At 35.2% G+C, this 20,283-nt stretch carries 11 protein-coding genes and 1 pseudogene; 8 read left to right on the forward strand and 4 right to left on the reverse strand.

Annotation, left to right across the window (positions count from 1 at the left end; genetic code table 11):
• Window positions 1-329: 329 nt before the first annotated feature.
• The gene (locus tag OZD64_RS00865) at window positions 330-1,865 is read right to left on the reverse strand and encodes a lysine--tRNA ligase (RefSeq protein ID WP_038199160.1); all 1,536 of its coding nucleotides are present in this window, start codon (window positions 1,863-1,865) and stop codon (window positions 330-332) included.
• Window positions 1,866-1,973: 108 nt separating this feature from the next.
• Between OZD64_RS00865 and OZD64_RS00870 the strand changes: the two genes are divergently transcribed.
• The 8 genes from OZD64_RS00870 to rsmD all read left to right on the forward strand — a co-directional run bounded on the left by OZD64_RS00870 (window position 1,974) and on the right by rsmD (window position 17,590).
• A complete protein-coding gene (locus OZD64_RS00870; protein WP_007548615.1) occupies window positions 1,974-2,270 on the forward strand; it encodes a type IV secretion system protein VirB3 in 297 nt (98 codons plus the stop codon).
• Window positions 2,271-2,279: 9 nt separating this feature from the next.
• Complete coding sequence (locus OZD64_RS00875; protein ID WP_010962886.1) at window positions 2,280-4,685, forward strand: VirB4 family type IV secretion/conjugal transfer ATPase; 2,406 nt, start codon at window positions 2,280-2,282, stop codon at window positions 4,683-4,685.
• Window positions 4,678-7,251, forward strand: coding sequence for a TrbL/VirB6 family protein (locus OZD64_RS00880; protein WP_274999133.1), 2,574 nt, complete (start codon window positions 4,678-4,680; stop codon window positions 7,249-7,251). Before OZD64_RS00875 ends, OZD64_RS00880 begins: the two co-directional genes overlap by 8 nt.
• A gap of 9 nt (window positions 7,252-7,260) precedes the next feature.
• Window positions 7,261-9,648 (forward strand): TrbL/VirB6 family protein, encoded by a 2,388-nt coding sequence (locus tag OZD64_RS00885; RefSeq protein WP_274999134.1) that lies wholly within the window; start codon window positions 7,261-7,263, stop codon window positions 9,646-9,648.
• Window positions 9,645-12,623: a TrbL/VirB6 family protein gene (locus OZD64_RS00890; RefSeq protein WP_274999135.1), complete on the forward strand. Its 2,979-nt coding sequence runs from the start codon at window positions 9,645-9,647 to the stop codon at window positions 12,621-12,623. The genes OZD64_RS00885 and OZD64_RS00890 overlap by 4 nt, the downstream gene beginning before the upstream one ends.
• 89 nt (window positions 12,624-12,712) lie before the next feature.
• A complete protein-coding gene (locus tag OZD64_RS00895) occupies window positions 12,713-16,297 on the forward strand; it encodes a TrbL/VirB6 family protein (protein WP_274999136.1) in 3,585 nt (1,194 codons plus the stop codon).
• On the forward strand, window positions 16,287-16,919 hold the full coding sequence (locus OZD64_RS00900) for a WD_0853 family protein (RefSeq protein ID WP_038199150.1): 633 nt from the start codon (window positions 16,287-16,289) through the stop codon (window positions 16,917-16,919). Before OZD64_RS00895 ends, OZD64_RS00900 begins: the two co-directional genes overlap by 11 nt.
• A 122-nt stretch (window positions 16,920-17,041) precedes the next feature.
• A complete protein-coding gene (gene rsmD / locus OZD64_RS00905) occupies window positions 17,042-17,590 on the forward strand; it encodes a 16S rRNA (guanine(966)-N(2))-methyltransferase RsmD (RefSeq protein WP_010082416.1) in 549 nt (182 codons plus the stop codon).
• On the opposite strand, the pseudogene OZD64_RS00910 reads toward rsmD, so the two are convergent.
• The 3 genes and pseudogenes from OZD64_RS00910 to OZD64_RS00920 all read right to left on the reverse strand — a co-directional run.
• Window positions 17,587-17,862 (reverse strand): annotated as a pseudogene (locus OZD64_RS00910) (hypothetical protein); the annotation flags it as partial. The gene rsmD and the pseudogene OZD64_RS00910 overlap by 4 nt on opposite strands.
• Window positions 17,863-17,884: 22 nt before the next feature.
• Window positions 17,885-18,475, reverse strand: coding sequence for a COQ9 family protein (locus OZD64_RS00915; RefSeq protein ID WP_010082414.1), 591 nt, complete (start codon window positions 18,473-18,475; stop codon window positions 17,885-17,887).
• Between the two features lie 6 nt (window positions 18,476-18,481).
• Window positions 18,482-20,035, reverse strand: a complete 1,554-nt coding sequence (locus tag OZD64_RS00920) for a Mur ligase family protein (protein ID WP_274999137.1) — start codon at window positions 20,033-20,035, stop codon at window positions 18,482-18,484.
• Window positions 20,036-20,283: the final 248 nt, after the last annotated feature.

The raw sequence follows: 20,283 nt of genomic DNA on the forward strand, positions 1-20,283 counted from the left end.
AAAAAAAGACAAAGAACCCCCGAGTTAGCTAGTCTTTTACTATCTCTGTCGAGTATTGGCATTTTTTGATGTCTTGTAACGCTTTATAAGCGCGTTCAGCTTATTTAGATAAAAATCTAGATGTAGATGAAGTTTTGTAAAGACATACAGTATCTATATACTGCAAAAAATTGAACATAAGACGCCGACACATTAAGTAATCCTTACCTTTTAATCTGCAGATTGGCGAAAGCAAATACAATAGCTTCAGTTTCATGATAAGGGGGCTAGCGGAGTTTGTCAAGGAATTCTTATTAAAACTAAAGAGCTCAAATGAAAGGAGGTAAACTCTAAAGTATACATTTAGTAGCGCTTTCTATGAGAGAAATCGTATTACCTATTCCGTAAAGCTTTATGAAAGATCCCATTCTTGGACCGGTTTTTTGGCCAAGTAACGTTTCATATAATAGCTGAAACCAGTCACGTAAGTTGGTGTAATCATATTTTTTCCCAATAGAAAATACCTGAGATTGAATTTCTTCAGCAGTAGCAGTTGTAGATAGAGAATGTAAAGTGTCCTTCAAATCTAGTAACGCTGCTTTTTCTTTTTCATTTGGAGTTTTATATGATTTTGTTGGCTTGATAAAATCGTGATAATACTTTACTGCAAAGTCTGAAAGTCTATCAAGCATTTTATTATTTCCTGGTGTAACGTTTGGTGCATAAGAGGATATAAAACCCCATAGGATCTCTTTGTTTTCAGCATTACAAGCTGCTGCTAGGTTTAAAAGTAGTGAGAAATTTATGCCTGAAGTTTCTATACTGGGAACATTGCCCTGGTGAATGTGCCAAGCAGGATTATTTATATCCTTTTCTTTGTTCTCATGATAACGCTTTACAAATTCTAAATATTCATCAGTTGATTTTGGTATCACATCAAAATATAAACGTTTAGCTTTTTTAGGACTCTGAAAAATGTACAATGCTAAGCTCTCTGTTGGTGCGTAAGTTAGCCACTCTTCAATTGAAATGCCATTTCCTTTTGATTTTGATATTTTCTTTCCTTCTTTATCAAGGAAAAGCTCGTAGCAAAACAGAAGTGGTGGCTTTTCTCCAAGTATTTCACATATTTGACTTGAAAGCACAGCAGATGGAGTTAAATCTTTTCCGTGAGCTTCGTAATTTACTCCAAATGCGGCCCACCTCATTCCCCAATCAGGTTTCCATTGCAGTTTACATTTTCCTTTTGTCACTGGAACTTCTATTTTTTCCCCGTTTGGGTCTTCATATGTGATTGTTCCTTTCTCTGTATTTGTTTCAATTACTGGAACTTGTAAAACTTGAGAAGTTTTTGGGCATATTGGCAAGAATGGACTATAAGTCTGCTGTCTTTCTTCCCGAAATGATGGAAGCATTACGTCCATCACTTTATCATAATTTTTCAGTAAGAGTAAAAGTTTTTCATCGTAAACGCCAGATTTATAACACTCTGTTGCACTCCTGAACTCGTATTCAAATTCAAACATATCAAGAAATTTACACAACAATGAATTCATATGATGACCATAACTCTGATGAGTGCCAAATGGATCAGGTATCATAGTCAATGGTTTATTTAAGTGCTCTCTTAGCATCTCTTGATTTGGCACATTATCTGGTATTTTTCGCAAACCATCCATATCATCTGAAACTGCAATGATTTTGGTTTTTATACCAGGAGCTATTTTTTTTAATGCATTTACAATAACTGTAGTGCGGAAAACCTCTCCAAAGGTTCCTATGTGGGGTAAACCAGAGGGTCCATAACCAGTTTCAAATATTATTTCTTTTTTATTAGGAAACTCTTGCAATATTTTTTCTGCTTCTTGAAATGGCCAATTTGTCATTATCGGGATTAAATAATGTATCTTAACTTAAAGTGCTACTAGTTTCAATGGATTTTTAATATAATGATATAGTATTAGTGTTAGAGCTATTATTAGAAGGTTAAAGATATGTCCACAGGTAGTATACAAACAGATCAATTATTTAAAGGTCTTACAAGACCTGCAATGCTCTTTGGTGTGAGTTATATGTTTGCAATATTAAACGTCCTGATTTGCATGCTAATTTTCATTAATTCAAATGATTTAAGAGTGATTCTCTTAATGTTACCAGGTATACATGGACTTGGTTATATAGCTTCTGCAAAAGAACCGTTGTTTATTGAATTATTTATGGTAAAATTGGGAAAGTGCTCGAAATGTTTAAATCGTTTTTACCATGGAGCCAATTCTTATGATATTGCTTAACGTTGTGTGATGCTGAGGTTTAGGGCTATTCAATCAAAGAATAAATCTACTCTGAACAGGGAAGTTCACGCTGCTGAATTTATTCCTTACTCTTGCTATTGGAATAGCACAACCTTGATGACAAAAGAAAATTGGTTGGTTAAGGTTATAAAATTAAGTGGTTTTGCATTTGAAACTGCCGATGACGAGGATTTAGTCATACAGAACAACATCAGGAATCAGATGCTAAGAAGCATTTCATCTCCGGCATTTAGTTTGTATTTTCATACTATCAGACGTAAGAAAAATATTTTTTCTGATGAATTTGCAAGTCAAGGTTTGCCGAATTTTTTCGCTAATCACGTAAATCTAAAATGGAGAGAAAAACACGCAACAAGGCAATCATTTATTAATGACCTATACATTACGATTATCCGTAGAGCGGACACAAAAGGAGTAGAATTTTTGTCACATCTACTAAAAAAATTCGGACATGTAACTTCAAAACATGCTTGGGAAAGTGATATACGTGCCACGTATGAAGATTTAGAGGAAACGACAAATCGTGTAGTGACAAGCCTTAGAAATTATTCACCTAAAATTCTTGGAGTAAAAGAAACTCCAGATGGTTTGTTCTGCGAAATAATGGAGTTTCTATCTAGAATCGTAAATTGTGGATTCGTTACAAATACGCTTTTTCCGCTAAGAACTGAAATATCAAGGTACTTACCAGTACATAGGTTATTCTTTGGCCGTAAGATGATACAGGTTGTGACTCATAATGAGAGTAAATATGCTGGAATAATTAGTATCAAAGAATATGGAAATCATACTTCTGCAGGAATGCTTGATTCGTTTTTACAACTTCCTTACGAGTTTATAATTACGCAATCTTTTCAATTTATAAACAGGCAAATGGCGATTGGAAAAATGCAGATACAGCAAAATCGAATGATACAGTCTGCAGATAAAGCTATTTCTCAAATAGCAGAAATTTCTCAAGCGCTTGATGACGCAATGAGTGGTAAGATTGCGTTTGGTCAACATCACCTGACTATTTTATGTATAGAAAAAAGTCCTAAATCATTGGATAACGCTCTGTCGTTGGTAGAATCAGAGCTTTCTAATTGCGGTGTTTACCCTATACGTGAGAGAGTTAACCTTGAACCAGCATTTTGGGCGCAAATTCCTGGTAATTTCGATTATATAGTGAGAAAAGCTACAATAAGTAGTCTTAATTTGGCTGGATTTGCATCTCAACATAATTATCCTACTGGTAATAAATTCAATAACCACTGGGGAGATGCCGTTACAGTTTTTGACACGACATCTGGTACTCCATTTTTTTTCAACTTTCATATAAGGGATGTTGGACACACTATGATAATTGGCCCAACTGGTGCTGGTAAAACTGTTTTAATGAATTTCCTGTGTGCCCAAGCGATGAAGTTTTCTCCAAGGATATTCTTTTTTGATAAAGATCGCGGTGCAGAGATTTTCTTAAGAGCACTTAGTGGTATCTATACTGTAATAGAACCAAGAACTAAAACAAATTTTAATCCTTTACAACTTGATGATACCTCTGATAATAGAACATTTTTAATGGAGTGGATAAAGTCTTTAATTTCGGTATATAATGATAAATTTACTTCAGAAGATATTGCACGAATTAATGATGCAATTGAAGGAAATTTTAAATTAAGAAAAGAAGACAGATTCTTGAGAAACCTCGTACCGTTTTTAGGGCTTGCAGGTCCTGATACTCTAGCTGGGGCAATATCTATGTGGCATGATAATGGTTCTCATGCTGCAATATTTGACAATAAAGAAGATTTGCTAGATTTTTCACGAGCAAGAGTATTTGGTTTTGAGATGGCTAGCTTGCTCAAAGATCCTGTTGCTCTTGGACCGGTCTTGATTTATTTATTTCATAGGATTAGTATATCTCTTGATGGCACTCCATCTATTATCGTTCTTGATGAGGCATGGGCGTTAATAGATAATCCAGTTTTTGCACCCAAGATAAAAGACTGGTTGAAGGTACTGAGAAAACTAAATGCTTTTGTGATTTTTGCTACTCAGAGTGTTGAGGATGCAAGTAAAAGTACTATTAGCGATACGCTTGTACAACAAACAGCGACACAGATTTTTTTACCAAATCTGAAAGCTACTAGTGTCTATCGGGATGTTTTTATGTTAACTGAACGTGAATATATATTAATTAAGCACACAGATCCGAGTACTAGATTCTTTTTGGTGAAACAAGGAGTCAATGCTGTAGTAGCTAGAATAGACTTAAAAGGCCTGGATGATATAATCAACGTATTGTCCGGACGTGCAGAAAGTGTTCTATTGTTACACGATATATTAAATGAAGTTGGGGACAACCCAAAAGTATGGTTGCCTATATTTTATCAGAAGGTAAAAAATGTTTAAGACTAAGCTGTCATTGCTATTAATTGCGATATTTTTACTAAATATAGACTTTTTACTCTCATATCCAGTGCTTGCAGATGGAGCAAGTGGTACTGACAAGACAGAATTTGTTAGCAGATTTAATTCCACTGGCAGTTTTAGTCGTGCCTCTAATCCTGATTGTGGAGCGTTTAAAACAGCTGCAGCACTTGCTGGAATAGCGATTGCTGTTGGCGCAATATTTACTGGCATTGTTTTGATCGTTTCTTCTGCTGGTTTGTTTACCGCTCTTGTTATTGTTGGAATGATAGCTGCAATTGTTGGAGTCTGGAAAGCGATAGGAGGGCTTGTTGTTTGTGAACATAGTTTTGTTAAACACCCAGTTGCACGTGATCATGATGGAAAATACAAAAATTTTAAATTAGAAGACACAGGTTATAGTGGCTGCACCAATGAAAATTACCAAACAGAAGAGGAATATTTTTCTTGTTTGCAAAATAAAGCTCGGGAAGACGTGAACAAAAAAGATTATGACGGGAAAAGAGCAGAAAAAGAAGCCTTAAATTCTAACGTTCAGGAGAGTACAGAGAGTTATTACTGGCCAAAAAATGGTGTGCAATACAGTGAATATATAGAAGTATGTCATCGAAACCCTTTAACTTTTGGTAATCTTTTTAATAAGGTAGACTTTAATTCCAGAGGAAAACCTGGATACATAGACTTTGATGTCAGGGAGAAAGACACTGGATACGTAGATGGGTCATGGTCCTCGAAGGTTGATGGTGGTCTGGAATGTAGAGTTCTCAAAGCAGGACAGAGCGAACCCATACATGGAGCTAAATTCAAAGCAGTGAGAAAAACGGGCAGATTATGTGTGGAGTTAGCCAGTGTTAGCATGCTTGGTATCGAAATGACTCCTTGGCCGCAAGGGGTTGATATGGGGTGCACGGAATTGCCACCTGACCCACTTGCTCCTATGTGTGAAAAATCTGTGATGATATTCAAAAATAAAGATGGTACAGGAGAGGAAAAAGTTCCTATTGGTAATAATGATGACTATAAAACTATTATCAGATCTAAAGAAAAAAGACTCAACGGACAAGGGGGGAAAATTTTTGTAGGTTATGATAATGCTGGCTGTTTTAGCTCGTATGTTTCTGAAGCTTGTTATAACCAGGCAGGGAGTAAATCATTAGCTCCTATTCCCGTAACTTCTATGATAGTGCAATGCATTAAGGAATCGTTAGATAATTTAGTTGCAGGTAAAGGTGCACCAAATGGTGAGAGTTTTATATCTGTAGCACAGAAAAGGCTGAAAAACACTGTAACTGCTGTTTTAGTTTTAGCTTTAATACTGTTCTCTATAAAAGCCATGTCTGGTGGAGTTCAGAGGCCTCAAGAAATGTATATGTTGATCATAAAATTCGCTTTAGTGATTTACTTCACAACAGGCAGTACCATGTCTCATTATTATGGAGAATTAACTCGTCTCTCAAATGGTTTGTCAGAGATAGTGCTAAAAGCATCATCTGAAAGTAAAGGCATATGTAATTATAAAGCAGGTACAGATTATGAATATACTCGTGCAGGAAAGAGGGTATCTTACAGTTATCTTGCACCTTGGGATAGGCTTGATTGTAGAATTTTATTTTATTTAGGTGCCCCTTTAGATGGAATTGGTGGCAAAATTGGTACTGGAGGTGTTACAACGTTAGCAGTCTTGCTTGGTGCTGCTCCTGTCTTATTAGTTGCAGGTTCGGTAATCGGTATTATTTTTGCTGGTGGACAAATTTTAGTAGCTCTTGTCTGTATATTTATGGCCGTTCTGATGATGATGGTTATTTTGTGGCTGTGCTATGTATTTATTTTATCTCTAGTTGCTTTAAGTGTAATCATCATTTTATCACCTTTGTTCATTCCTATGGTTTTATTCCAACACACCAAAGGATATTTTGAAGGCTGGGTGAAAGAGTTGATTACCTATAGCTTATACCCGGTTATCCTTTTTGCGTTTTTGTCCTTTATGTTCATAGCATGTGATAAAATCTATTTTAAAAATTTAAATTTTGAACTGGACGAGTCATATAAAAATGAACAACCGGACAAGTCATATGAAAAGAAACAAGCAGAAATCTCATATAGTAAGAAAAAACAGTGGTTTAAATTGAAAGATGGGGAATGTGATAAAAATGAAACTACTCTTGCATGTATGATGCAAAATTATAGCTTTAAAAAGAGCAGCATACTTGGTCTATTCGACTTTACATACATGGAGTTTGGCAGCTCTCTCATCGGAGAATTATTAAAATTGTGTTTAGTATTATTCCTCTTTTACCACTTTTTAAACATTCTTCCTGGCATGGCTGCTGAACTTGCTGGTAACCATAGAGCAGCACTTGGCTCAGGTCAGACACCTGGACAAATAGTGGGCAAAGCTTTATCTGCTGCCAAAGCTGCTGCTGGGGGTGTTGCTGGAGTTGCTGGAGTTGCTGGTGCTGCTGCTAAGAAGTTGAGTGGTGGAGACAAGAGTAAATCTCGAGGTTCTGGTTCTAGTAGCTCCGAGAGTGTTAACAAAAGCACTGAATGAGTTGGATTTATGCTAAAATTTTTGCTGATAATACCGTTTTTTTTTCTGTCAGGCTGCGGGGAACATCACTGTATTAAGCCAGAAAATTTATCAGGTTTGCGTGAAAAACTAGATATAGTGTCAACAGAGCAGAAATGGGTTGATTCTGGTGTTAATATCTCAGATAGAATAAGAGTAACAGAGATTGATATAGTGCCTAGTAAGGTTAATTTTTGTCCTAAGCAGTATGCAGATTTTGCAATTGGGCCTGGGAGAAATGACGTTGCATTACCATTTGCACTTAAAAAAGGCGATACGATAAGCTTTAGTGTGATTGGAAGTAAAGTGTGTAAAGATAAAGAGAGTGAGACAAAAATCAGGTATTTGAAAATCGACGAAAAGTGTAGCGAGCAAGAAACGGAACATTTTGCACATGTTTTAAATCAAGAGAAATGCCAAGGTGGCAAGGATGGGATATGTCCTAATAAATATATAATAGGCGATGCGCAATGGTTGAGTGGAAGAGAGTACTGGTTTTCGAAGTTAGATCAAGATGAAAGAAAAAAGGAAATTGAAAATATTATTAACTCTATAAAACAAGGAGAGAATATAGATTGCAGTAAGCTTTCAGAGAGCAGTGCAAGTAAGATAGATACGCACATTTTAAATTCACTCTGTAGACGTATATGTAAATTTTCTTCTGGTCGTAGAGGCGAGGATTGCGTGTATATTGAATATAATAATATAGAAATTGAGCTATTCAATGCTTTAAATTCTAGTGGTGAATCTGTTGTTGCTGAAATTATTAGTAACGTATTAAAGGGAAAACAGGTAAAAACTGACATTACATTTCTAAAAGTTGGTATGGATAATGAAACTCTTGAACACATTCCAGATGGTGGTTTATGTACTAGTTGTGATCATAAGATGGAGAATGACCATCAAATACCAAGTTTAACTTTTAGTCTATGTAGCAGAAATGACAAGAGCTGCTACAATACAAATGACAAAGGCGGGTTCAACATAAGAGTAACGAAGAACCATAGTCTGGAAAATAGCTTGTATATAAGTGTTTCCGATAAATTCCCTGAGCATAAGCCTGGTGAAAATCAAGCGGATATATCTGTAGATATCAGCAAAGTTCATGACATGGAAAACTTGAAAGGAAAATTAAAAGACAAAACAGGCACCATATATTACGGAATAAGAGACCATGGCTGCGATTACAAAAATGAAGGTCAATTTAGTATTAACCTAACAACTAAAGAGCCACCTACAAAAACTTTTAGTGCAATATATAATTTCTTTGATGAAAAAGTGAAAACTGCATTTTTCGGCTCTAATTATAAAGACCCTAACGCAATTCACTCTGATACTAGTCCTGTAAAGTCTCTTTACGAAAGTTTTATAAAATCAAGCAGAACAAATACCATTAGATCTACTATAATATCACTATTAGTACTATATATAATCTTATATACTCTTTATTACTTTTTTGGATTAACTCATATTTCTATATATGAGTTTTTAATTATATGCGTAAAGATAGGAATCATCGCCCAGCTATTGCAGGATAATAGCTGGGACTTTTTTTATAACAACGCATTCTCTATATTTATTAACACTCCAAAACAACTAATAGAAATAGCAAATTTTAGAGGCACTACTTCAAATGTTTTTGAGTTTCTTGATTTGCCGCTCAATAGGTTCTTGTCATCGCATTCAGTATTGTTAATAGTATCTCTTATATTTTCTGGCCCTTTGGGCATTGTATCTTTTTGCTTGGTGATTTGGGGTTTAATCACAGTGAGCTTATCTATTTTTAATGCCTTATTTTCTTTTATTACATCTATAGCAATAGTTGCGTTATTGCTTTCTTTAGCACCTATTTTTATTATTTGTCTTTTATTTGCGTATACTAGGCAGATGTTTCACAACTGGGTTAAAAATTTAGCAAGATTTGCGATTCATCCAGTAGTGCTTTTAATTTTTATATCACTGATAAGCCAGGTTATGGATTATATTGTGTATTCAGTATTTGATTTTGAGGTCTGCTCTACATGTATACTTAATATTAACTTAAAGATTTTTAACCCTTGTATTTTTTATGGTTATGCTTCCAAATATACACCTAATATTACCGCTATGATGGCTTTTGTTATTTTGGGACACGCTATGAAAGCTTTAGTTGAAGCTTCTTCGACAATATCTGACTCGTTGTTTGGTGCTTATGTAGCAAGCGAACCTGGAAGACAGTATCAACAAAGCTTAATGGGAACAGTAGGGTTAGATGAACAAAGCGTTCAAAGAAGAGAAAGAGGAGGTGCTTCTCAACAGTCAGGTACGTCAAGACCTCAAATACCACAAGGGACTCAAAGGTCAACGCCTCAGATACCACCACCAGGAAGACAGCAATGATAAGTAAAAGATCACTATTGTTGATACTGTGTCTTGCAATCACTGGTTGTAACATGGATTGTGTCGAACCTGGGTTGCAGAGCAGAAACACTAGTGTTAACGTGGATGTTCCAGTTCATAAAGCTGGTGAAGAAGTTAAAATTCATTGGGTTGATTCTGGTCAAGTAATTAGTAAGGGTGAGGAAATCAAATTCACCCTCGATGGATCAGTAAATTTTTGCCCTTTTAAAGAAGACAAAAATCCAAGGAAAGTACTTGTGCCAGCTAGCTTTTGTGCTGATGGCTCAGAACCAAATTATAGTAAAGCTGCAAATATTAACGATGTGCCTAATAATTATGGCGTTGATGAAAAAGGCGTAAATAAAAACGAATTGTGCGGTGGTAAAGGATTTGGCAGCAATAGACGTTATGTAGACACTGGAATTAAAGTAAATCCTGGTGATAAGTTAAGCTTTAGCTTAGTTCCCAGAAAAATAACAATTGATTATGACAATCCAGGAGGGAAAGGTATCAGCTTTGATGACAATTGTTATAGAGCTGAAGAAGGAGGTGAAAAAGTGTCAGAAAGTGAAATATTGAATGTTAGCAAGCAAGAGGGAGAGGAATTTTTTTGTGAGGGCAAGGATGGAAAGAGAAATAAAATAAAATTTTTACCTCTTGATAAAACAAAAGCAAAGGAAAGCAAAGTGCTAGTTGGCAATGGGTACACTCCATATGATAATAAGGTACATTTTAATAAAGGTTATGTTAAAAACAACGAACCATGGATACATGGCTCGCTGTTCGATTTACGCCGAGCTAAAATAGGATTGAATGAGTTATGTGATGGAAAAAACTGTAGTTTGGATGAGAAAAAAAAGTACAGTTCTTATGAGCTTAATTGTTACTATCAGAATATATGCTATACTAGAAAAGGTATATGGAGCTATGATTCAGGTCGAGCAGGAGAACGGAACTGTGTCTCCTCTATAAGGTATAAGAAGTACGATAAAGGAAATAAATGTGATATGTATTCTTATCTAGAAAAAATGGAAGGGAATGTTAAAGCAGGTAGTTTTACTGAAGATGATAAATCTTGGGCTGAGGCTCTTGTTGCAAAAATTGGTGATCTTGGTGATCAAGATACTGATAAAGGTATGCAATGTCTTCCAGATAATGAAGTAGGTGCAAGAAAGGATAATGTGTGTTCGCAAATTAGTGACAATTTCGAGGATTTTTCTCTGAAATTAAATAGTGACTATGCAGTAAATGACAATGTAAAATATGGTAGTAGTGTGATGCTTGCTATAGCAGATTATGGTTACTATGGAGCTAATAGGGGCGGGTACCATGTTAAAGTGACTAGATCGTGTGAATATATCAATGGTGAAAAACTGTATGTGTATTTGGGTGATAACCCGCCAGGGGATCCATCTGCTCCAAAGACTAATGATTTCAAAAAAGTAGAGCACTTAGATAAAACAAAGGATAAGGTATATTATATAATAGATGGAGGTCTTTTAACAGATGAATGCAAAGACAAAAAACCTATAACAGATGAATGCAAACCTAAGAAGATATATTTCGGCATCAATGTAAGCAACGTAGAGAAAGATGACATTACGGACAAAAATGGCAAATATTACGAAAACAATAAGTATAGTGTAACTTTATTTGTCAAAAGAAAAATTAATGATTTTATTTCATCGAATGTAAACGGGGTATTTAAATTTATAAAAGAAGAAGTAATTGGGGACAGCGTTAAAGATTCATACAAAGGATATGCAAGAGGTCTTCTTCAGGGGGTAAGAGCTTTACTTACTCTATACGTTATATTTACTGTCATTGGCTATATGCTTGGAACAATACAGCTAAGTAAATTTGATTCCATTGTAAGAATGTTCAAGATAGCATTTATAGCTTTTGCCTTTAGCGATAGAAGCTGGGAACTTTTTGGTACAACTTTATCCAGACTTTTTATAGATGGTAGCACTTATTTGGTTGATAGCTTTTCTGGCTATATAGGGGAAGGGGGGAGAAAATTTGCATTCTTAGACTTGACAGCAGGAGTATTATTCACAGCAGAAACTTGGTTAAAGTTTTTATCATTGATGCTCTCTGGTCCTTTTGGCTTTATTGCATTTTTGGCAATACTCTACGCTACTTTTATGTTCTTAAAATGCATTATTAGCGCTACGTTTAAATATGTAATATCTACTGTTCTAGTGGCGTTTTTACTGTCATTAACACCTTTATTTATCGTATTTATTCTATTTCAAAAGACTAAACCCTTGTTTGATAATTGGATAAAAACGTTGGCTCATGTTTCATTAGAACCAGTCATTTTATTTTCATTTTTATCTCTTTTAAATCAGTTGATGTATTCAGTTTTATATAACCTCACAAATTTTTCTGCATGCTATCAATGTTTAATTAGCGTAAATTTCTTATCGTATGATCTGTGCTTGATGAAATCAATACTGCCTCTTGGATACAGTCCTGGCACTAGCGTTGATGTTGCACTCAGTACCGGAGAAAGGGCTGGTGGACATTTTGCAGCATTACCTATAGACCTAATCCAGGCGTTTATATACCTCATTATTGCCGGTGCAATGGAAGCTTTTGTTTCTATATCGGAAACTATGGTACAAACACTATTTAGCTCTGGTTATGGAGTTACTGGCGGTGTTGGTACAGTTGCTAAGAGCGCATCGCAAGCTATGCTGTCAACCGTTGGCCTTGATGATAAGACCCAAAGTATGATACAGAGTATCAAGCAGAAAATGAGTAAAGATCGGGGAAAAATTGAGGCTAAATTACCTAACACGCCAAAGCAACCAGACAAAAAAAAAGATTCTAAAGGAAGTTCTGATAAAACAACGAGTGATAGACCTAAAACATTAAAACAATCAGATCAGCAAAAAAATTCTGATGAAACAATAAGAAGTGATCCTAGTGCTAAAGCTAAAAACAAGGAAGAAAATGGAGAGGAGTAAGATATAAATGATATTATGGAGTAACTAATTAAAAAGATATTTTAAGTAAAGTTTTAGAAATTTATTCTGTATTTGGAAAAAGTTTAGATATGCAATCACGTTTAGGCAAATGTTGGTTTAGGGTATTACTTCTTGCAGCTTATGTGCTGATCACAGGTTGTAGTAAAAACGATATGCCTTTTCCAAGGTGTATATCTGCTGACTATTTTGGTCCTAAACCTATTGCAGTAAGCGCTCATTTTTCAAGCGACCACGATGCGTTTATTCCAGGAGATGGAGAAGTTATTGATCCTGAAACTGGCGAAATTAATTATGGTTTTCACGATAACCAAGTGGTGAAGTGGGAGGATACCGGACTCGAAACCAATGGAGATAGTTTAAAAGTGCGAGTTAATGGTGCATGGACATCTTGGAGTAATAATAACAAGAAGGAATCTAAAAAAGGCAGTTATACCTTACAAAGCTTGGAGCAGTTAAAATATGCAACTAAATTTGAAGGTAAACAAAGTGATAATAGTTTACCTAATTTTCACTTAGTTTGTAATGATTATAAACCTAGCATACAAAAATTTTCAAGTAAGCCTAATGCAAGTTGCACTGTAAATTGCAAGTGCATTAATGAAGATGATAGTGCAAATACAGTATCACGTGGTGCTCCATGTTGGTTTACCAACGGTCATGGTGCTTATCTTTTGTTTCAAACGGGGAAAGATGATCCTAACGAAAATCTAAAGTTAATGCGCGATCCTCAATATCCTACTGTACATCTAGGTTATAACTCCACAGCAGAGGGCGACAATGGATTTTTTACTTTAGACAGAGATAACACTAAATTCAAGGACAGAAATTGTAATGAGTTGAAGTTAAAAAAGGGATGGAAAATATATGTAAAAATATTAGATAGATATTACTTAGATAATGTAGGTGGCTACTCTTTTGAGTTCTTAAGTGGAGTGCAGCAGCCAAGTAGTTTTGGGTTTTTTGATTACATTTATAACTATCTAAAATGTGTATTATTGATTAACGAAAATTGCAAAGAACATTTTAATAGCAATGATCCTGCAGTTGCACAAGCTATGTTCGAAAATATAGCTGAAAAAAGTACGAGCTTTCACAATTTTGTTCTTTCCTTGCTTGTTCTATTTGTAATGATTTCATCGCTTCTTTATCTTTTTGGCATGATACGAGAAACTAAGCATGATATGCTCATCAGAATGATGAAAATCACTCTAGTAATAGTGCTTATATCTCCTGGAAGTTTTAGATTTTTCTATGATCATTTTCTTGTTTTATTCGTTAAAGGTCTTGAACAATTGATAAGTGTAATTACTAACTTTGCTCCCAACATGAACACCGGAAGTATTGCTCAAGGAGATGAAGCTAAGTTGTTTAGCTTCATGGAGGACATGTTCAATAAATTTTTTGCTTATTCTGTTTGGAAAAAGTTTGCAGCGTTTTTACATTACCAAATGTGGGCAAGCCTTCTTATGATACCGGCAATTTTCATAGGGATTGTACTATACTTCTTGTTGTGCTTGTATGCTTACATAATATTTTTCTCTGGCTTTATGGGTATAGCTTTTCTTATAGCTATCATGCCACTGTTTCTAATTTCTATTTTATTTTCACCACTGAAAAGTCTATTTGAAGGTTGGATAAAATTCTGCATCAGTTTTTGTTTACAATCGATTATGATATTTACTCTCTTGTCATTGTTGGCTTCAATGATAATGAACACCTTTTATAGACAACTAGGTTTTACTGTATGCTACAATAAATGGTTCGAGGTAAAGTTATGTGCTCCAAAATGGGTGTTTGGCGGTTTTTGTATCGTTGATAAGCAGTACTTTGGTTGGACCCCAGGGCAAATTTTTGTACCTTACACTCTTGGAGAAGCTTCTTCTCTTAACATAGATAAAAGTATAGAAGGTATAGAAAAGATAAGCAGAGAAGGTGGTACAATAAAATTTACTGGTGGTGCTGGATATATCCCGCTTCCACCAGATTACCCTAAAGATAAAAATGGTGAACATATAAAAGGGTTTCGTTATATAGATTATCCTTTCTTTAATCCAATTCCTGGAACTAAAGATAATCCAGCAGACCACTATATTGCAGAAAGTGATATGGTAGTTAGTAATGGCTGTAGTGAAAAAGATCTAGTGCGCTTAACAAATAGTTTATCTCATGCATCAGAGAGGGCTGACATTATATTACTGATCAACAATATAGAGAAAAGGATAGGTGATGTTAGTGAAATAATAAAACGCTACTGTCAAGATATAAATAAATGCAATAGTTATAGGGAAATAATTAATGAAATAAGATCTTTAGTGCGGAGTGCGGTAGAAAAACAAGGTTGTAGAATACTGAAACTTCATGATTTATATAAGGATCCCAACAGTGAATACTGTCAGAAATGTAAAGATTGTGAGGATTGCAAAAATTATCAAGAAAATAGCGATTACCAAAGGGTGCAAGACATACAGAGAGGTTATTTAATCAATGCAGGGGAAATCTTTATACTATTCTTGCTTTCATTTTTAATGTTCTCCTTACGCACGTTCGTACAACAAATGGGCTCAAGTATCGCTGGTGGTGGATTCAGCGTTTACAATATATCTAGTATGTATCAGGCATCGCCTTTGACTGGCATAATGGAAGGATTCAAACAGCAGTGGCAAAATTTTGCTGGTAGAGGACTTGAGTCTTTAGGCAGTTGGGCTACTCATTTACCGGATAGATTAGCCGGAGGTGCAGCTAATCTGCTGGGGAGAGTACCAAGAGTTGGAGGAGTGCTGAAATACGCTATTGATGTGCCACGTAAATTTGTAGGTGCTACTATTGAAGCAACGAAGTTTGCAACATCGCCTGAAAATGATGTTGATAAGCTCGAGGAAAAAATTTACAGGGCATTTGGAGTTGATAAGGAAGATATTACACACAGAAGGATCGGTAAATATTTAGATTATTATAAAGGATACGTAGGATCACATTTGGGCTATACAATAGAAGATGCTATGAAGTTTACTTGGGAGCATGGTCTTGACTCTATAGGAAAGCATGGCTATGATCATAACCTACTCTATAGAGCAAAAGAATATAGGCGAGATTTCTTAGAGAAGCTTCATGATTACACTATCGGCCGTAAGAGAGAACCAGAAAAAGACAATCCTGATCAATCAAATAAGGTAGAACGAGAGTTAGGCACGGAACTAGTAAGAGATAACCATGATCAGCCACTAGAAGAAGGCGACCCTCTTCGACTACGAGGGGGAGGTCAGCCAGATAAGGTAGTACGAGAACTAAGCACAGAACAAGAAGACAAGCCTAATCAACTACAGCATGATCAGCCAACAGAAGAAGATAAGCCTGATCAATCAAATGAAGTGACACGAAATTTAGGCACGGAACCAAAAGGTTCAGATGAAATTGATGATTTTGGATCTGCTTTTGAAGGTATGGAAAAACGTGCTGAAAGAGAAGGCAGAAGAAATCAAGATAAAGTTTACAACCTCTCACCACTTTTTGAAATGAACACTCCAGAAGCTATAAAAAAACGTGCTGAAAGAGAGGAAAAAAGAAATCGAGAAGACAGTAAAAGGAAATTACCGGAACCAATGAGGAAACCAGATGCAAAAGGAGATGAGAAGAGGATTGAAGATGAAGACTAATAAAAATTTCAAAGGCCTTGATTATTATAAATTGCAGCAAGACAAAGATGGCAACATAAAGTTAAATGACTACGACGACATTTTAAATGCGCGTAGGGCAAGGGTAGACTTGTTGCGGGATAACACATCACTTGACAAGGATGTCAATTTTGCTAAATTGAATAAAGCTTTGAGTGAGAAATTTGTAGATAATCATAGTTTATTGTCTGAATTTGATAAGGAAGACAAAGAGATTGTACAAGAAAGGATTAAGGTGTTTAGTATTTTAGAAAGTCTTGAAGACCTTAAAAGCGTGAAAAGTGAAGATCTGTTAGAGGTTAGCTTACTGCTGTCAGATCTTAGCTTCATAGAGAGAAGTGTTGTACTAAATACCGATCAGAATTCTGATCTAGCAGGATTTAAAAACCTATTTATTGAAAAAAAAGCATCTGGTGAAGAGTATAGTGAAGAAGAATGTAGAGGCTTTCTTGATAATATAGATAAAATCAATACTATAATTAAGTTAGAGTTAGAAAGCAGAATTGAAGGGCTAAATCATGATGAAAAAAATGATCATGATGATTTACAAGATGAGATTGGTCAAGCAATTAATGCAGCAGGCAAATCAGAAAAAGATAACTGATGAGTCTTGTGTTTGTGTTTTTCTTACAAGCGACTCGATAGCTTCTCTCTATTAAACTGCTAAAGCCATATTGACATTAATCATATAGTATAAATAATTAATTATTTTGGAGCTTATTTAATATGCTACGCATCATTGCAGGCAAATATCGCGGAAGAAAAATAACTACAGGTAAGCATTTAGCTGCACGACCAACTATGAGTATTGTTCGAGAAGCAATATTTAGTATACTTTCCTCAAGAAAACCTATTTATAACTTGAATGTACTTGATTTGTTCTGCGGAAGTGGCTCTTTTTCATTTGAAGCGCTTTCTCGCGGCGCTAAACATGCATTCATGGTGGATTCAGATTATTACAATTTGCAACTGCCTAAAAAAACAGCAGAAGATTTTGGAATTACGGACAATGTTACGCTAATTTGCTGCAGTGCTAACTGCTTACCAAAACCTATTTCAAAATGCGACATAGTTTTTATAGACCCACCTTACAATAGCAATCTAGTTGAATCAACGTTGAATGGACTAGCTAACTCAGGCTGGTTAAGTGATGATGCATTGATAATTCTAGAGATTAGGAAAAACGAAGGTTTTGAGTGCAATAAAGACTTTAGTATAATCTTGGAACGTATTTACGGTATAGCAAGAATAATTTTTCTTTCTCTATCAACTTAAACTTGCATATACTTTTCATTGATGAGTTCCAGTTCTATTTTCGTCAAGTTTCCGGAGAAATTACTTATTCTGTACTGCCCTAGATCAAAATTTTTATTAAATTCAGAGTCTATTAAATATTCATGTGCTTCTTCAATAAATTTATTTTCTTTTTCTTCGTAACTGGTGTATTTTGTTGTACCATTATTATCCTCACAATAAACTAAATGTTCTTTATGATCAGCATGAATATTTTTATTTTCACAAACCTTTTCAGGATCGTGCTCAAGTACTTTTCTACCAACAATCAATAGCTTATAAGAAATTTCCTATGATTCCTTTTAAGCGAGTTTTGAATTTTTGAAATGTCATGACATTGTTGATACGGTTATCAAGAAACGATAAAGTATCCACAAAATCTTCTGAATAATCATTGATAAAAAAAAGTATCGTACTTAAGTACACTCCAGCTAATATTGCTCTTTTTGTATAGTAGTTAAAATCTGTTGATTGGTCATGAATGCCATACCAAATCGCACTAATAGTTCTGTATAAAAGTTTACTAGAAAAATATGTATTTTTTGGTGATACGGAGAATGATAAAACATTTTTTAAAAGTTCTCTATAATTCGGTAGCTTAGCATAGTTTGAAAGGTGTATTTGAATAGCTAACTTTACTCGCTCTCGCACTTTCATATCTTCTAAATTAGAATTTCTTAATTCAGCTTCCATTGAGCTATTTAAGTCCTCTGCTATGTGCTCCAAAGCGCTATATATTCCATTCTGAAATTTGCAAAAGCTATTAGCTAGATTAAGGTCAGTGCACACCTTTAATAGGGTTTCATCGCTTATCCCTTCAAATGGAATAACCCTAATTAGCTTATCTATTATTAACTTTTGTTCCACGCAACATCATACTAAACAGCATGTGTGATTGTACCTGAGATTTTCAAACATTCTACAAAATGCTTCACCACGTTCCTCGAAATTTTTCCATTGATCAAAAGAAGCACACGCGGGAGAAAGTAATATTGTTACTTCTTCTGCGCTATTTAAGGCCTCTTCAAAAGCCAATCTGAATGCATCTTCTAGATTGCAACATTTAACATAATCTACTTTATTCTCCATAACATTTGCAAAAGCTTCGGTTGATTCTCCAATAAGAAAAGCTTTTCTAACCCTTGTAAAATGCTTGCTTAATGATTCTATTCCACCTTTTTTGCTTCTTCCACCAGCGATCCAATTTATGTTTTCATAAGATAAGATCGCCTTTTCGCTCGATTTTGCATTAGTTGCTTTGCTATCGTTCACGAAAAACACATTTCTTATTTTGCCAAGCAGTTCATTCCTATGCCTCAGTCCTGAAAAGGACTTGATTCCATTGATAATAGTGTTGCTATCTACTCCAAGTACCTTACATACGGCATATGTGGCTGCTATGTTTTCTGCGTTGGATATTAGGTTTATTTTCACGTCGCTTACTGATAAGCTATGATTCTCTAGTTTTAACGAGATCTTCTGGATCCCAGTGCCCCTTTTGTCATCCAAGTAGCTGACACTGGGATCCAGATAATTTCGATCTATACCAGTAATCTGTTCACTATAATCAAGCAAATTGTTACCTGCCAATGATATTAGATCTCTTGCACCACCCTCTGTCATCTGAGTAGTTGGCAATGGTTTTTCTTTTCTGGATTCCAGCGTCACGCGCTGGAATGACATCGGGGAATATGTTACTGAGATTGGAATTTTGTCTCCAGTGAATTTGTTGAATATATCAGCAGTAATCTCATTGTCACATCCTATTACGGCAACCTCACTACCGTTTATCAGTTTTAATTTAGTTGCTATGTAGTTCTCCATACTTCCATGCCTATCTATGTGATCTGGTGTAATATTGAGCAGTGCTGAAATGTCCACGTTAATTTCATTCATCAACTCCAATTGAAAAGAGGAGAGTTCGATTACATAAATTTCTGCATCTCTTTCTAGATCCAAAACAGGAACGCCTAAATTTCCACCAATAGCTACTTTTTTCCCTGCAGATTTTAATATGTGCCCTATTAGTGATGTAGTGGTTGATTTACCATTTGTTCCTGTGACGCCTATTACCTTCTGGTTCATAGTTTTAGCTTCAAGAAATAGCTCAATGTCTGATTTTATTTTGCAATCAAATCTCCTTGCAAGTTTTACTATCCAATGTGGCTCTGTTGGCACTCCAGGGCTTAAAACCAATGCACTGATCTCATGCCAATTGTATTCCTTGGGATGAATAAAATTACATTTTTTATACATCATTTTTGCATTTGCTATTTGCTCTTCATGATCATCCCATGCATATATTCTTGCACCATTCTTTGTTAGAGCGTTAATGGCGGATAAACCAGTTTTACCAAGACCAAAAACCGCGACGTTTTGATTTTTGTATTTGTTTAGTTGCACTGCTAGATAACTTATGCGAACCATTTTATAAAGATATCGTACAAATTACAACAGACTTCTTTCGTAGGTTACAACTGTCATTCAATAGAAACAAAAAACTTACTTGACAAACTCCGCCAGCGCCCTTATCATGAAACTGAAGCTATTGTATTTGCTTTCGCCAATCTGCAGATTAAAAGGTGAGGATTACTTAATGTATCGGCGTCTTATGTTCAATTTTTTGCAGTATATAGATACTGTATGTCTTTACAAAACTTCATCTACATCTAGAT

The organism is Wolbachia endosymbiont of Drosophila tristis (assembly GCF_028981745.1).
Taxonomy (GTDB): domain Bacteria; phylum Pseudomonadota; class Alphaproteobacteria; order Rickettsiales; family Anaplasmataceae; genus Wolbachia; species Wolbachia pipientis.